General features: G+C 59.4%; 16 protein-coding genes. 12 read left to right on the top strand and 4 right to left on the bottom strand.

The genetic code is table 11. The features are described from left to right. Positions 1–2: 2 nt before the first annotated feature. From ACIPIN_RS09195 to ACIPIN_RS09170, 6 genes are all read left to right on the top strand, one after another. A complete protein-coding gene (locus ACIPIN_RS09195) occupies positions 3–713 on the top strand; it encodes a class I SAM-dependent methyltransferase (protein ID WP_401117696.1) in 711 nt (236 codons plus the stop codon). Further along, a complete protein-coding gene (locus ACIPIN_RS09190; protein WP_401117694.1) occupies positions 710–1,096 on the top strand; it encodes a GtrA family protein in 387 nt (128 codons plus the stop codon). Before ACIPIN_RS09195 ends, ACIPIN_RS09190 begins: the two co-directional genes overlap by 4 nt. Beyond that, a complete protein-coding gene (locus ACIPIN_RS09185) occupies positions 1,093–3,189 on the top strand; it encodes a DUF6311 domain-containing protein (protein ID WP_401117692.1) in 2,097 nt (698 codons plus the stop codon). Before ACIPIN_RS09190 ends, ACIPIN_RS09185 begins: the two co-directional genes overlap by 4 nt. A gap of 99 nt (positions 3,190–3,288) precedes the next feature. Further along, a complete protein-coding gene (locus ACIPIN_RS09180; protein ID WP_401117691.1) occupies positions 3,289–4,227 on the top strand; it encodes a LysR substrate-binding domain-containing protein in 939 nt (312 codons plus the stop codon). A gap of 84 nt (positions 4,228–4,311) precedes the next feature. Further along, the gene (locus tag ACIPIN_RS09175) at positions 4,312–5,502 is read left to right on the top strand and encodes a low temperature requirement protein A (protein WP_401117689.1); all 1,191 of its coding nucleotides are present in this window, start codon (positions 4,312–4,314) and stop codon (positions 5,500–5,502) included. Between the two features lie 83 nt (positions 5,503–5,585). Beyond that, positions 5,586–5,951, top strand: coding sequence for a 5-carboxymethyl-2-hydroxymuconate Delta-isomerase (locus tag ACIPIN_RS09170; RefSeq protein WP_401117687.1), 366 nt, complete (start codon positions 5,586–5,588; stop codon positions 5,949–5,951). A gap of 18 nt (positions 5,952–5,969) precedes the next feature. On the opposite strand, the gene ACIPIN_RS09165 is transcribed toward ACIPIN_RS09170, so the two are convergent. The 3 genes from ACIPIN_RS09165 to ACIPIN_RS09155 all read right to left on the bottom strand — a co-directional run bounded on the left by ACIPIN_RS09165 (position 5,970) and on the right by ACIPIN_RS09155 (position 8,282). Beyond that, positions 5,970–6,905 carry a LysR substrate-binding domain-containing protein gene (locus ACIPIN_RS09165; RefSeq protein ID WP_401117685.1) on the bottom strand — a complete coding sequence of 312 codons (936 nt, stop codon included), beginning with the start codon at positions 6,903–6,905 and terminating at the stop codon, positions 5,970–5,972. Between the two features lie 211 nt (positions 6,906–7,116). Beyond that, positions 7,117–7,587, bottom strand: coding sequence for a cyanase (gene cynS / locus ACIPIN_RS09160; RefSeq protein ID WP_401117683.1), 471 nt, complete (start codon positions 7,585–7,587; stop codon positions 7,117–7,119). Positions 7,588–7,622: 35 nt separating this feature from the next. Continuing rightward, positions 7,623–8,282, bottom strand: coding sequence for a carbonic anhydrase (locus ACIPIN_RS09155; protein WP_401117681.1), 660 nt, complete (start codon positions 8,280–8,282; stop codon positions 7,623–7,625). A gap of 109 nt (positions 8,283–8,391) precedes the next feature. On the opposite strand from ACIPIN_RS09155, the gene cynR reads away from it, so the two are divergent. Beyond that, the gene (gene cynR / locus ACIPIN_RS09150) at positions 8,392–9,264 is read left to right on the top strand and encodes a transcriptional regulator CynR (protein ID WP_401117679.1); all 873 of its coding nucleotides are present in this window, start codon (positions 8,392–8,394) and stop codon (positions 9,262–9,264) included. Here cynR and ACIPIN_RS09145 read toward each other — a convergent pair. Further along, positions 9,258–10,040 (bottom strand): transporter substrate-binding domain-containing protein, encoded by a 783-nt coding sequence (locus tag ACIPIN_RS09145; protein WP_401117677.1) that lies wholly within the window; start codon positions 10,038–10,040, stop codon positions 9,258–9,260. The two genes, cynR and ACIPIN_RS09145, sit on opposite strands and share 7 nt — an antisense overlap. Positions 10,041–10,509: 469 nt before the next feature. Between ACIPIN_RS09145 and ACIPIN_RS09140 the strand changes: the two genes are divergently transcribed. From ACIPIN_RS09140 to ACIPIN_RS09120, 5 genes are all read left to right on the top strand, one after another. Then, the gene (locus tag ACIPIN_RS09140) at positions 10,510–11,886 is read left to right on the top strand and encodes a glutamine synthetase family protein (protein WP_401117675.1); all 1,377 of its coding nucleotides are present in this window, start codon (positions 10,510–10,512) and stop codon (positions 11,884–11,886) included. 108 nt (positions 11,887–11,994) lie between these two features. Beyond that, a complete protein-coding gene (locus ACIPIN_RS09135; protein ID WP_401117673.1) occupies positions 11,995–12,657 on the top strand; it encodes a class I SAM-dependent methyltransferase in 663 nt (220 codons plus the stop codon). 111 nt (positions 12,658–12,768) lie between these two features. Continuing rightward, a complete protein-coding gene (gene rnd, locus ACIPIN_RS09130; protein WP_401117671.1) occupies positions 12,769–13,902 on the top strand; it encodes a ribonuclease D in 1,134 nt (377 codons plus the stop codon). Beyond that, entirely contained in the window at positions 13,899–14,192 is a 294-nt protein-coding gene (locus tag ACIPIN_RS09125; protein WP_123427995.1) for a YcgL domain-containing protein, read from the top strand. Before rnd ends, ACIPIN_RS09125 begins: the two co-directional genes overlap by 4 nt. A 127-nt stretch (positions 14,193–14,319) precedes the next feature. Beyond that, complete coding sequence (locus ACIPIN_RS09120; protein ID WP_401117669.1) at positions 14,320–15,252, top strand: D-2-hydroxyacid dehydrogenase; 933 nt, start codon at positions 14,320–14,322, stop codon at positions 15,250–15,252. The last annotated feature ends 151 nt before the right edge of the window (positions 15,253–15,403 follow it).

The raw sequence follows: 15,403 nt of genomic DNA, 5'->3' as shown, positions 1-15,403 counted from the left end.
CCATGGATCTCAAGGAAACCGACATCCTCGGTTCGAGCATCGACCAGCACTGGTATTACTGTTCAAAAGCGGCGGCGACGACTCGCCTGCTGGGCAACACCCCAGTCGAAAGGATTCTCGACGTAGGCGCCGGGTCCGGATTTTTTTCCCACCATCTGCTGACCCAGACAGCTGCCACCGAAGCCTGGTGCGTGGACATCAGTTACGATGCGGACTCGGACGCTACAACCGCCGGTAAACCGGTGCACTACCGTCGTTCGATCGATTCGGTGGACGCCGATCTGGTGCTGTTGATGGACGTGCTGGAGCATGTCGATGACGACGTCGGGTTGCTCAAGGCCTACGTCGATAAAGTCCCGTCCGGTAGCCGTTTCCTGATGACAGTGCCGGCGTTCCAGTTTCTCTGGAGCGGGCACGATGACTTTCTCGAACACAAGCGTCGCTACACCTTGCCGCAACTGGAGACGGTGGTCAGGGACGCCGGGTTGACGGTGAAGCAGGGGACCTACTTTTTCGGTGCGGTGTTCCCGATTGCGGCGATGCTGCGGCTATCGCCCAAAGGCGCACAACCTTCGCCGTCGCGTTCGCAACTCAAGCAGCATCATCCGCTGGTCAATAGGTTGCTCAAGACGTTGTGCAGCATCGAGCTTCCCTTCATGGGGGTTAACCGCCTGGCGGGTCTGACGGTGTTTGTCCTGGCTCAGAAGCCGTGACGTCAGCCGAAAAGTCAGCCCTGATCAAGCGTGGCCTGCGTTTTGCCGTGACTGGCCTGTTTGTCACGGCGCTTCACGCGGTCATTGCCGTGCTGTTCATTAACTATGTGCTGGCGATGCCGCCCTTGGCTAATGGCGTGGCATTCGCTGTGGCGACTGTCGTTTCTTATGTGATCAACACGACCTGGAGCTTTTCCAGCCGACTGCACGGCCGAACACTGATGCGCTTCATGGCGGTCTCGGGCGCCGGTTTATTGCTGGCAATGGTAGTGGCCTGGGCCGCGCAAATGGCTGGGCTTCATTATTTGCTGGGGATCGGCGCGGTGGCGCTGACCATTCCGGCCTTCACCTTTGTGCTGCATAACTTCTGGACGTATCGATGAAGGCTTCGGGCAAGCATTGGGCGGTCGCATTACTGCCCCTGTTAATGGGCGTGGTGGCGTTTTTCATGGTGATCGGGCCTCGGGCGCTGGACCCGCAAAACATTGCCTGGCTGGAGAGTGGCGATCCGGCGACGCATTACTTGGGGTGGGTGTTCTTCCGACACTCCCCATGGACATTTCCGCTCGGACTTAACCCGTCCTATGGCTTGGAACTGGGCAGCGCGATCATCTTCTCTGACTCCAATCCGCTGCTGGCATTGTTGTTCAAACCCTTCAGTTCATTACTTCCCGAGACGTTTCAGTATTTCGGTATCTGGCTGTTGACGTGTTTTGTTCTGCAAGCCTGGTTTGCCTGGAAGTTACTCGGGCTGGTGACGCCAAGTGTCATACTCAGGCTGCTGGGTGCAGGCCTGTTTCTGTTTTCGCCGCCGATGTTCTTGCGCATGGGCGGGCATCTGTCCCTCGCTGGCCATTTTCTGATCCTTGCCGCGCTCTACCTGGCACTGCATCCCGGCGTGCAGAAACGTCGATTGGCCTGGGGCTCGCTGCTGGCCGCCACGGCCCTGGTGCACGCTTACTTGCTGGCGATGGTTGCCTTGATCTGGGTAGCCGATCTTGCGGGCAGAACCCGTAAAGGCCAGATGACGCGGCGCACAGCATTTATCGAGTTGCTCGTGCTGTTTTTGCTGGTGAGTCTGTGCTGCTGGCAGGCAGGTTATTTCAGTATCGCTGACGGTATGGCTTCCGGTGGCTTTGGCCTTTACCGCATGAACCTGTTGTCAGTGATTGATTCCAGCGGCTGGTCTTCGATACTGCCGGACCTGCCGGAGGCCAGTGGGGATTACGAAGGTTTCAACTACCTCGGGTTGGGGACGCTGTTACTGGCGATCTGCGCCGTCGTCGTGCTGCTGCGACGTACAACGGACTTCGGCAGTGCGGTACGCCGTCTGCCGATTCTATTGTTGGCGCTGATGGGTCTGACGCTGTTTGCGCTCTCGAACGAGATTGGTATCGGTCTGCTCAATGTTCATTACCCGCTGCCGGGGATAATCGTCAAGTTGGCGAATATCTTCCGGGCGTCGGGACGGATGTTCTGGCCGGTTTTCTACGTCATTGTGTTTGCGGTCATTTTCCTCGTGGTGCGTGGTAACCGGCCGCGCACGGCGGTGTGTCTGCTGGCGTTGGCCTTGTTTGTTCAGGTGGTGGATACCCGAAACGGTTGGGCGGGACTGCGGCAAAGCAGGATGATGACACCGGCCACCGAGTGGTCGACAACCTTGCGTGACCCGTTCTGGGCCAGCGCAGCTTCCCACTACGCGAACATTCGCTCTTTGCAACCGCAGAATCAGTCGGATACCTGGCTCCCTGTAGCCAACTACGCCGCGACCCATGGTCTGAAAACGGACACCGTTTATCTCGGGCGGATGAGTTCGACGGCGCTTGAGCACGCTCAGCAAAATGCCAAACGGATGCTCGAGACAGGGCAGTACGACCCTGACTCGCTGTATATCCTTGATGAAAACGCCATGCTCGAGGCGGTGAAAAATGTCCACAGCGAGACCGATCTGCTGGTGCGCATCGACGGTCTGGTGGTGCTTGCGCCGGGCTGGAAGCAATGCGCTCAATGCCTTCCGGTCGCGGACGAAGGGCGTTCGATGCAGTTGGTGCCCTTGATCAAGCTTGGGCAGCGACAACTGTTCAACTACAAAACCCATCATCTGGTCCAAGGCTGGTCGACTCCGGAAACCTGGGGCACCTGGTCTGAAGGACGGGAGGCCGACATCCTGCTCCGGGTTCCGCCTCAGGCTCAATCCATCGTGATCGAGGCACTGGCCTTCGTGCTGCCGATGCATCTCAGTCAGGACGCGGTTTTTACGATCAACGGCGTACAAGCCCTTTCGACACATCTGACCCAGCTTCAGGGCAATCGCATCGAAATTCCACTCACTGCGACCATCCACGAAGCTATCGCCCGGGACACGCTGATGCGTGTTCATGTGCAGTTACCCGACGCGATCAGCCCTCAACAATTGGGGCTTGGGGAAGATCGGCGCGTAATGGGCCTGGGGATGAAGTCGCTGACCGTACAGTAAGCCGCCGCGGCCGTCGTTCACGTGCGGCGCTCATGCCGATAGACGCCAGCCCCCAGGCCTTTCTACACTGCTCCCAGTCTTTGGGACCGGGGGCAGCAGATGAATCGCAATGAACTGCGCAAGGCCGACATCAATTTGATGGTGGTGTTCGAGACGCTGATGCTTGAGCGCAACGTGACGCGGGTGGCGGAGAAGCTGTTTCTCGGGCAACCGACCATCAGCTCGGCACTCAACCGTTTGCGCGCGATGTTCAATGACCCGCTGTTTATCCGGGTCGGCCACCGCATGGAGCCGACGGCGCGGGCCGAAGAGCTCATTCAGCACCTCTCGCCGGCGCTGGATGCGTTGTCCTCTGCATTGAGCCTGACCCGCGACTTCGATCCCGCCAGTAGCACCATGACCTTTCGCATCGGTTTGTCCGATGACGTCGAATTCGGATTGCTGCCGCCCCTGTTGCGTGCCTTGCGTCAGGAAGCACCGCAAGTGGTGTTCGTGGTTCAGCATGTCGATTACTGGCGAATTCCGGACTTGCTGGCATCCGGTGACATCACGGTCGGGATCAGTCAGACCCGCGGCCTGCCGGCCAATGCCAAGCGCAAACTGCTGCGGCACATTCAGCCCTGCATACTGCGCGCCGATGCCTCCGATACACCACTGACCCTCGACGAATACTGTTCGCGGCCCCATGTGCTGGTCTCGCATACGGCGAATGTCAGCGGTTTTGCCGATGAGTGGCTCGCCGAGATCGGTCGCAAGCGCCAGGTGGTGCTCTCGGTGCCGCAATACAGTGCCTTGCCGGCCCTGCTCGCGGGGACCGATCTGATTGCCAGCCTGCCGGACTACACGGCAGCGGCGATGGCCGCCTTGGGTCTGTTGTTCAAGGAGCCGTTCCCGTTCAAGACGCCGACCCTGGACCTGTCCATGGTCTGGCTGAGTCACGTTGATACCGACCCCGCCGAACGCTGGCTGCGCGCACGGCTCGAAGCCTTTATGAGTGAGCACGGTGTGTCCGGAATACAGAGCGACAGTTTGCTCTGACGGTCACCGGTGACGGCTTGCTTGCTCTGCATTGTGCTGTTTTGTTGTAAGTGTTTTCCCGATGACTCACCGGAGACTCACCCCATGAGCAGTTCCCGTTCTCTGTTGCGTGGGCGTGGTAGCCACGACAGTGGCAAGGTCGGCATGATCGAGCTGTTTTTTGATCTGGTGTTCGTGTTCGCCGTCACCCAGCTTTCCCACTCCTTGCTTGCGCACCTGACAATCGCCGGCGCGGTGCAGGTCGCGTTGATGATGGTGGCGGTGTGGTGGGTGTGGATCTTCACCTCCTGGGTGACCAACTGGCTCGACCCTGAAAAGTTGCCGATCCGCCTCGGTCTGTTCGGTTTGATGGTTGCCGGCCTGTTGCTGTCGTCGTCGATTCCCAAGGCCTTTACCGACCGTGGATTGATGTTCGCCGCAGCCTTTGTCTTCATGCAGGTCGGCCGCACGCTGTTCGCGATCTGGGCGGTGCGCGGCGAGCCCCTGAACATGACCCGCAACTTCCAGCGGATTCTGGCGTGGATGGTGCTGTCCGGGGTGTTCTGGGTCAGCGGTGCGTTGCTTGAAGGCGATCAACGCCTGGCCTGCTGGGCGCTGGCGTTACTGATCGAGCTGATCTCGCCGTCGTTGTACTTCTGGGTGCCGGGGCTCGGCCGTTCAACGCTGGCCGACTGGAACGTCGAGGGCAATCACATGGCCGAACGCTGTGGTTTGTTCGTGATCATTGCCCTGGGCGAATCGCTGCTGGTGACCGGGGCGACCTTCGCCGATCTGGTTTTGAATTGGCCGGCGCTGACGGGGTTTCTGATTGCCGTGCTGGGCAGCGTGGCCATGTGGTGGGTGTATTTCGACAGCGGTGCCGAGCGTGCTCATCATCGGATCGCACACTCCAGCGACCCCGGGCGGCAGGCGCGGATTGCCTACACCTACCTGCATGTCTTGATCGTTGCCGGGATCATCGTCAGTGCGGTGGCCGATGAGCTGGTGCTGGTGCACCCGGAGCATGCGAGCGATGCCGGGATCATCGTGATCGTCGCCGGGCCCTGGCTGTTCTTGCTGGGGTGCGCGCTGTTCAAGTGGGTAATGGCTGATCGGATTTTGCCGCCGTTGTCTCATCTCGTGGGTCTGGCGTTGCTGCTCACGCTGTTGCCGGCCGCACTGAATCAGCAGTTTTCAGCGTTGCTGCTGGGCGGGCTGACGACCGCAGTGATGATTCTGGTGGCGGCTTGGGAAACGCTGGCACTGCGCGAGTCGCTCCTGGCGCAGGAACATTGACACACCCGATGTTCTCGCGGGGAAGGGCAGGGCTGCTCTATGGTATATCTACGACCCTTCGTTCAATCCTTCAGGAGCACTCAATGCCTCACCTGCACATGGAATACACCGCCAACCTGCCGGACCTCAATGCCGACGTGGCGTTGTTGCGCTTCAACAACACATTGGTGGCGTCCGGGCAGTTTTCTGCGGAGTTTGATATCAAGAGCCGTGCAGTGCAGGTCGGCGCATTCCGGGTCGGTACCGGGTTGGGCGAGCGTGGTTTTGTGCATGTAAAGCTGGCCTTGCTGAGCGGGCGCTCGCCAGCGATCAAGAAACAATTGTCCGAAAGCCTGCTGGCGGTGTTGCAGGATCTATGTGAATGGCCCGCCAGTGTCGATGTGCAACTGTGCGTCGAGATTCTGGATATTGATCGCGATTCCTACGCCAAGACTGCCATCAGCCACTGACACACTGTGCGCTGACCCTCAGAGAAAACCCTGTTCCGCACAGGCCTTGACCACTTGCTCGCGTAGCCAGGTGTTGGCGCTGTCCAGCTCGCTGGTTTGACTCCACTGCATGTCGAGGGTGAATCCCGGTACGCCGTTGGGTGCTTCGCAATGGCTGAAGACCGAGTCTTTGGCCAGCAGGTGCTGGATACGTCGGGGCACGGTCAGGATGAAGTCAGTACCGGTGATCAACTTGAGCGCAGCGCTATAGCTGTTGGCGCGCGCGACGATCTGGCGTTTCTGTGCCTGTTGGGTGAGCCAGCCGTCGACCATGTTGGTGGTGGAGGTCCATGGCGTGGGGAACACGTGTCGGCGTTCGACGTAGGCTTTCAGGCTGATGCGCGGTTCCAGCGGCGTCGCCCGTTTATCGAAAACGCACACCAGATCGTCCTCAAGCAACACCTGGGATCTGAAGTCACTGTGGCTGCGATGAAAGTTCGGACCGAAGCAAATCACCAGGTCGAGGCTGCCATCGCGCAGCTCTTCGGCGGGGATGTCGGTTTCGAGTTTGTGCACATTGACGATCACCGGCAGGTCGGCGAAATCGAAGTTCTTCAATAGCCGCGGCAGGATCAGTTGTTCGAAGTATTCCGGTGCACAGATGTTGAAGGTCACGGCTTGCCGCGTTGGGTCGAACGCCTGAACGCCGGCATGGCACAGGTTGATGCTTTCGAGAATCTTCAGCACGTGTGCGTACATGGTGCTGGCTTTGTAGGTTGGGCGCATACCGGTGCGAGTATTGATAAACAACTCGTCCTCGAAACTGGTGCGCAGCTTCTTCAGGCAGTAACTCACCGTGGACTGGCTGACGAACAGCGCTTCAGACACACCGGTGACGCTGCTTTGCTCATACACGGCGATGAACACCATGAGGTCCTGCATGTCGAGCTTTCTAAGCAAGTTACTGTTCAGCATCCGTACTGTCTCACTCCGCTCGTTGCGCAAGTTGTGCGCAAACGTGTGCGAGTGATGCTAACGGAACGATCGTCCTAGGAGAATGGCCCGTAGGATTATTCACGGACAAGTGTGGGACAGAAACTGTAATGGATACGACGTCTGTCCCGCCGGTCCCCAGGGTTGCATGAAAAATCGCAGCCCCCCGTGGGAGCCGCGATCTCTGTGGCTATCAGAACGGTTTGGTTGGCAGGTATTTACCATCCAGGGTGATCACCGCACGGGAGCCGCCGTCCGGATCTTCGACTTTCTTGATGTCCAGTTTGAAGTTGATGGCGCTGATGATGCCGTCGCCGAACTGCTCATGGACCAACGCCTTCAAGGTCGAACCGTACACTTGCAGCATTTCATAGAAGCGGTAGACGGTCGGGTCGGTCGGAATGCCGCCCTGGATGCTGCCGCGCAGGGGCACGCTTTGCAGTAGACGACTGGCGTCCTGGTCCAGACCGAGTTTGGCGCAGACCACCTCGGCCGCGTTAGCCGGCAGCGGGTGCTGGCCAAGCAGGGCGGCGGTGACAAACGCCAGGCTCAGGCCGGTGCCATCGGTGAGGTCCTGCCACGAGAGGTTTTTACGTGCCTTGGCATCGATGATGGTGTCGGCGAGGGCCAGGCGTGGGGCTTGAGCGAATTGAGATTGCAGCATGGTGATTTCCTCTTTCGTTACGTAAGAAATGTGGGTCAGGCGGCGTGTGGCTGTTTGCGGGTCAGCGCACAGGTCGTCGGGTGTTCGGCGAGCGAGACGAAGCGCTGGGTAGTCTCGTCCAGCGCGGCGATCGAACCGCTTTCGATGTCGTAGACCCAGCCGTGCAGGTTCAGGCGACCCTGTTCCAGGGCCAGTGCAACTGAAGGGTGGGTTTTGAGGTTAGCCAGTTGGGCGACTACGTTTTCCCGAACCAGCGAGTCCAGGCGAGCTTCAGCCGACGCATGAATGCGGGCCGCGTTGACCACCTTGGCCGACTCTGCATGACGCAACCAGTTGGCGACGGCGGGCAGGTGATCAAGGCATTTGCAGGTCGAGATGGCGGTCATTGCGCCGCAATCGGAGTGTCCGCAGATCACAATGTCGCTGACCCCCAGCACGGCGACGGCATATTCAACTGTGGCCGACACACCGCCCGGCTCCGGGCCGTAGGACGGCACGATATTGCCGGCGTTGCGGATGACGAACATGTCGCCGGGTTCTTGCTGGGTCAGCAGTTCTGGGACTACGCGGCTGTCGGAACAGGTGACAAACAATGTGCCAGGGCTTTGGGTGGTGGCGAGTTGCTTGAACAGTTCGCTGCGTTCCGGGAATGCATCGCGTTGAAACTTCAGGAAGCCGTCGATGATGTCTTGCATGGCGTGTTCTCCTTGCGTCGTTGATGGGGCAAGGATGAAAGTTTTCAGCTATAGCGTCCAAGACCGGCTTATTATCGTTTCAATAAGTCATGCCTATAGTTGGAGTGCCATGCTGTTACGCCATATTCGCTACCTGCTCGCGGTCGCCGAACACTGCAACTTCACTCGGGCAGCCGAGGCACTGCATGTCTCGCAACCAACGCTGTCGCAGCAGATCAAGCAACTGGAGGATTCGCTCGGTGCGCCGCTGTTCGATCGCTCCGGGCGCACGGTGCGATTGACCGATGCCGGTGAGGCGTATGTGCGTTATGCGCGGCTGGCCTTGCAGGACCTGGAGGCGGCCAAACGGGCGATGCACGATGTGCAGGATCTGACACGCGGTTCGTTACGGTTGGCTATGACGCCAACCTTCACCGCTTATCTGATCGGCTCGTTGCTGGCGCGTTTCAACAGTCTTTATCCGGGCATTAACCTGAGTGTCGAGGAAATGACCCAGGACCATATCGAGGCCGCACTCGCCGAAGACCGACTGGACATTGGCATCGCGTTCACCGGCAGTCATCTGGCGGACATCGACAGCCAGCCATTGTTTGCCGAAACCTTGAGCCTGGTGGTCAGCGAGGCGCATCCAGGGTTTGTCCGGCAGCAATCAGTCGATGCCCAGGCGTTGGGCGAGCAGTCGCTGGTGCTGCTCAGTGGCGATTTTGCGACCCGTCAACATATCGACCTGTACTGCCGACAGCAGGGCATAGCGCCGCGCATCGCCATCGAAGCCAACTCCATCAGTGCGATTGTCGAAATTGTTCGTCGTGGATCGTTGGCGACGATTCTCCCCGAGGCCATCGCCCGTGAGCTGCCAGGGTTGCGACCGTTGGCGCTGCATCCGGCGTTGCCACAACGTACGGTGGCGCTGCTCAGTCGCAAGGGCGCTTATCGAAGTGCGGCAAGTGAAGCATTCAGGGCGCTGGCCAGTGCTCAGTGACCGGGGACGGCCAACCACTGCGCGAGCACCGCATCATAGGCACCCGTGACTTTGCTCAGGTGCAGCCACTGATCTACATAACCTTTCCAGGCCATATCATCGCGAGGGAGCAAGTAGGCTTTCTCGCTGTACTGCAAGTACTGCTCAGGATTGACCGCACACAAACCGGGTTTGAGCTTTTGCTGATACCGCGCTTCAGAGGCGTCGGTGATCATCACGTCGGCCTTGTTTTCCAGCAGTTGCTCGAAAATCGTTACGTTGTCCGGGAACAGGGTCAGCTTGGCGTTGGGCAGGTGAGTGCGGGCAAATATTTCGTTGGTACCTCCGGCCGGCTCGATCAGCCGCACCGAGGACTGGTTGATCTGTTCGACGGTTTGATAGCGTTGTTTATCTTCGCAACGCACCAGTGGGATTTTTCCGTCGACGCCCAGCGTGTCGCTGAAAAAGGCCTTCTTCTGCCGCTCCAGTGAAACCGAAATACCGCCCATGCCGATGTCGCAGCGGTTGGCCAGAAAGTCCGTCATCAGATTCTTCCAACTGGTGGGGACCCATTGCACGTCAACATTCAAACTTTTCGCCAGGGATTGGGCCATGGCGATATCGATCCCTTCGTACCCTCCCTCTGCGCGCAGGTAGGTGTAAGGCTTGTAATCGCCGGTGGTACAGACTTTCAGGTGACCCCGCTCAATCACCTGGTCCAGGTGCGACGGCGTATTCTGGGCATAGGCTTGGGCACTGAGCGTGAGCAAGGAGCAGAGCAGTAAACGTGCTTTCATGGGGTCGTCCTTGAGTGTTATCAGTGGATGAAAGGCGGTCGGCGTCAGTATTTGTAGTCAGGTGCGATGGTGCAAGAGTGAAACCGTTGCGCGATGTATGTTTAGCCAATCTGCACCCAAGGTTCTTCAAGTCTGGATTTAACGACTTATCGCCGCATGTGACGCTGCTCAGCCTCTGTGTTCTGCGGTTTTTTCTATGGACGGTTACTCAGTCGACACTCACCCCGAGGCTTCGCCTGGCGCTCATGCGTCATGCCGTCAGCATCGGCGTCGATTTATGCCCGCCACCGCTCTGAACCTGTCTGCACTTCCATCTGAGTTAGCCTTTTGGGCGCTGTGGCATTGTCGCCACGCACGCCCACCGGATGCCCGCATTTCCCGTTGAGTTTCATACAAATCCACGCCGTCGGCGATGGATTCAATCGGCAGCGCCTGCGCGTTTGCCTGACGCGGAAATACGAGAGTTCCCATGAGTACAACCCCTTTTGCCTCGAAGCAAGAAGCCCTGACCTTTCTTGAGCTCAACCCGGATATCGAGATGTTCGAGTTGTTCATCCTCGACAATAACGGTGTGCCACGAGGCAAGTTGCTCCATCGCGATGAGTTGCTGGCGGTCTATGAAAGCGGTCGGCCACTGCCGAGCACCATTCTCGGGCTGACCATCAATGGCGAGGACGTGGAAAACTCCGGGCTGGTCTGGGAGGTCGGTGACATTGATTGCCGCGCCTATCCGGTCAGTGGCAGTTTGCAGCGCATGCCGTGGCGGCAGATTCCGATGGCGGCGGTGCAAGTCAGCATGCACCCGGAGGAGGGCATGCCGGCGACCGTGGCCGATCCGCGGCATTTGCTGGCCAAGGTCATCGACGGGCTCAAGGCTGACGGTTATTACCCGGTGATGGCGGCGGAGCTGGAGTTTTACCTGCTCGACCAGCAGCGCGACAGTAACGGTCGTCCACAACCGGCACGAGATGTCGACGGTGGACGACCACGGACGACCCAGGTCTACGGTTTGCGTGAACTGGAACAGATCGAACCGTTCCTCGCCGACCTCTACGCGGCCTGCAAACTCCAGGGCATTCCGGCACGCACGGCGATTTCCGAGTATGCCCCGGGTCAGGTAGAAATCACCCTCGAACACCGCAGCGATGCGTTGCAAGCGATGGACGAAGCGGTGCGCTACAAACGGTTGGTCAAAGGCGTGGCGCACAAGCACGGGATGGTCGCGTGTTTTATGGCCAAACCCTTTGATGACCTGGCGGGCACCGGCATGCACATGCACGTCAGCCTGGCGGACAGGGACGGCAACAACCTGTTTGCCAGCGAAGCGCCGGACGGCACGCCACTGCTCAAACACGCGGTTGGCGGCATGCTCAGCACCTTGCTCGATTCATTGCTGATGTTCTGCCCCAATGCCAACTCCTATCGGCGTTTCCAGACCAACAGCTACGCGCCGCTGGCCGCGACCTGGGGCGTGGACAACCGCACCGTTAGCCTGCGAGTGCCGGGTGGACCGGCGTTTTCCCGGCACATCGAACACCGCATCTGTGGCGCTGACGCCAACCCTTATCTGGCGGCCGCAGCGATTCTGGCCGGTATCCATCGCGGCATTCGCGAACAGCGCGACCCCGGCGCACCGGTCGAAGGCAATGGTTACGCCCAGGCCACCGAGTTGCTGCCGACCGACTGGCTGACCACCTTGCGCGCGCTGGAAGGTTCAGCCTGGGCACGTGATGCGTTCGGCGGGGAATTCCTTGGGGTTTATCTGAGCGTGAAACGCGCCGAGTACCGGCAGTTCATGGGGGAGGTCGGGGAGCAGGACTGGCGCTGGTATTTTCACCAGGCGTGATAGCGAAAGCAGCAGGCTAGAGCCTGCATCGTCATTAAACCTTTTTTTCACGCGGCGCTTGATAACCTGTCGCCAGTAAGTCGTTCCCTTTATCAAGAGTCGCCAGTTATGTCTGCGCAACCACCCTCCTCAGTCGAGCACGAATTTGCTCGACGCTACGATCAGGAGCACGCTCGAGTCTGCCTCCAGCCGCATCCCCGTGGGCTGGTGCAGCGGTTTTTGCAGTGGCGTGGCAAGCGACTGGTGCGGCGCGCACTCAAGGTGGCCGGCGAGCCGGGTCTGATTCTCGATGTGGCCTGCGGGGCAGGCGGCAACTGGCCGGTACTGGCCGAGCACGCCAACCGGGTGATACTCGCCAGCGATCCGTCCCAGGAAATGCTCAACCACGCCCAGACTCACCATCCGGCTGAGCTGCTCAAGCGCGTCAAAACCTTTCAGAGCTCGGCATTCACCATTGGTTTGCCGGAAAACGCTGTGGACTGCATTTTTTGCATGCGGTTGTTTCAGCACATCGAACACAGTGAGCACCGCTTGGCGATACTGCGTGAGTTCCATCGCGTCAGTCGTGACACGCTGATTGTGTCAGTACAGCTCGACGGTTATTTCACGCTGCGTGCGCGGTTTGGCGAGGATCCAGAGCCGCGTCAGCTGGCCACCCGGGCCGAGCTTGAGGCAGAGTTCCGGCAAGCGGGTTTCAAGATTCTCAAATATCTGGACACGCTGCCCGGCAGTGACCTGCCGCGAGTCTACGTGCTGCATAAAGCCGACTAGCCACTATTATTGGTGTGCTGCGGGTGTTTTCGCTCAAGCTCTTGCTCAGTCAGTGCGCGGAAATCGCCGGGGGCGATATATACTGCGCGCCATTCTTCAAGGGAGAGCCGTGTGGCCATCGATATTCACTGGATTCGCGACAACGATAGCCTGGGTCAGTTTTGCGCCCAATGGCAGCAGTTGCCGTTCGTCGCCCTCGACACCGAATTCATGCGTGTCGACACCTTTTACCCGATCGCCGGCCTGTTGCAGATTGGCGATGGCGTGCGTGCTTACCTGATTGATCCTTTGACGATCGACAACTGGCAGCCCCTGGCCCAATTGCTGGAAAACCCGGCAGTGGTCAAAGTGGTGCACGCCTGCAGCGAAGACCTCGAAGTCCTGTTGCGTTTGACCGGCAGCCTGCCAACGCCGTTGTTCGATACGCAACTGGCTGCGGCCTACCTGAACCTGGGTTTCTCCATGGGCTACTCGCGTCTGGTGTCGGAGGTGCTCGGCATCGAGCTGCCCAAGGGCGAGACCCGTTCCGACTGGCTGCAGCGTCCGCTTTCGGACACCCAGATCAGCTACGCCGCCGAAGATGCGTTGCATCTGGCGGAGGTTTTCGTCCGTCTGCGGCCGAAGCTGTCAGACGACAAGTACGCCTGGGTCCTGGAAGATGGCGCCGAACTGGTGGCCAACCTGCGCCGCGAAGTCGACCCTTACGAGGTTTATCGCGAGGCCAAGCTGGCCTGGAAACTGTCCCGCGCGCAACTCGCCGTACTGCGTGAACTCTGCGCCTGGCGCGAGCGCGAAGCCCGCGCCCGCGATCTGCCGCGCAACCGCATCGTGCGTGAGCATTCGTTGTGGCCGCTGGCACGAACCCAGCCGGACAATCTCGGCGCATTGGCGAAAATTGAAGACATGCACCCGCGCACCGTGCGTCAGGACGGTGAGTTTTTGCTGGGTTTGATCAAACAGGCGGGCAGTGTCTCGCCGGACCAATGGCCGCCAGCAGTGCCGGAGCCGTTGCCGATAGAAGCTGCGGCATTGGTCAAGCGTCTGCGGGCGCTGGGTCAGGCCGAAGCTGAACGTTTGAACATGGCCCCGGAACTGATGCTGCGCAAGAAAACCCTGGAAGCCTTGCTCAAGAGCGGTTTCCCCGAGGGCCCTTACCAATTGCCTGATTCGCTGCGTGGCTGGCGCCGCGAGTTGATGGGCCAGGCGCTGCTCGACAGCCTGGCCACTGCCGGAGAACAGCCTTGAAACGTATTTGCTCTATCTACCGAAGCCTGAAGAAAAACGAGATGTACCTCTACGTGCTCAAAAGCGATGCACTGGAGCGCGTTCCGGAAAACCTGCTACTGGCCTTCGGCAAACCGCATCACGCCTTCGACCTGGTGTTGACCCCTGAGCGCAAGCTCTCGCGCGAAGACATTACGCTGGTCCTGGAAAACCTCGACAAGCAAGGCTATCACCTGCAAATGCCGCCAGCTGAAGACGAGTACATCGAGCACTTGCCGGAAGAGCTGCTACGACGTAATGATCCGATTTGACGGATATCTGTAGGGGCTCTGTCCAGAGTCCCTTGAAATAATGGAATTGATTATTTTGGCGAGGGCCGCGAGCGAGGGAGAAACACTCCTTCTGCGGTCTTGTGCACTGTTTTTGAAGGTTTGAACCATGCGCGTTCTGATTGCTGAACACGACCACGCTGTGTATGCCCAACTGTTGCGTCAGGCCGCGCCTGAGCTGCAAGTGCTGACCAGCGGCGACTCTGCTGAACTGGCCAGCCTGGCCGCCGACTGCCCGATCTGGCTCGGTCAACCGGACCTGTTGGCGACGCTGCTGCGTCAAGGTCACGAGCCTCAATGGTTGCAATCGACCTGGGCCGGTATTACGCCGTTGCTCGCCGACGGCTTGCCACGCCACTACCGGCTGACCCGTGCGGTGGGGATTTTCGGTCAGGTCATGGCTGAATACGTGCTGACCTACATGCTGGGCCATGAACGCGAAGTGCTGGCGCGGCTGGTCAGCCAGGTCGAGCGCAAGTGGGACAACCGCCTGGGCCAGAGCCTGGCGGGGCGCAAGGTGCTGATCGTCGGTGCCGGCGACATCGGCCAGAGCGTGGCGCAGTTCCTGGTGCCTTTCGGCGTCAAGTTGTACGGCATCGCCAGCGAGCCGCGTGAGCAGGCGCCGTTTATTGAAGTCGCGGGGCTGGAAGACTTGGGCCGCTTGGTTGGTGAGGTCGATTACGTGGTCAACCTGCTGCCGAATACGCCAAACACTCACGATCTGTACAACGCCGCGCTGTTCAAGCAGTTCAAGTCGACTGGCTTGTTCATCAACGTCGGACGCGGCGTGGCCGTGGTCGATGCGGACCTGGTGGAGGCCTTGAAGGAAGGGCATCTGGCGGGTGCGGTGATTGACGTCTGCCGTCAGGAACCGTTGCCGCAGCGTCATCCGTTCTGGACCGCCTGGGGCTTGCTGCTGACCGGCCACAGCTCGGCACCCACCTCACCGTCGATGATGGTGCAGTTGTTTCTCGAGAATCTGCGGGCGTATCAGGCGGGCGAAACGTTGCGCGGAGAAGTGGATTTCGCGCGGGGCTATTGATGCCCGATTGAAAAGATCGCAGCCTCCGGCAGCTCCTACGCGGTATTTGCTTTTACCGTAGGAGCTGCCGTGTTGTGGTCGAATATTTTTGGACCATGATGTAGGAGCGTCGATTTAAGGAAGCATCATGGGATATCGGGTTGTTACGTCT

This window comes from Pseudomonas sp. NPDC087697, assembly GCF_044743155.1.
Lineage (GTDB): Bacteria > Pseudomonadota > Gammaproteobacteria > Pseudomonadales > Pseudomonadaceae > Aquipseudomonas.
The sequence above is the reverse complement of the archived record's forward strand: the minus strand, read 5'-3'. Positions and strand labels throughout refer to the sequence as shown.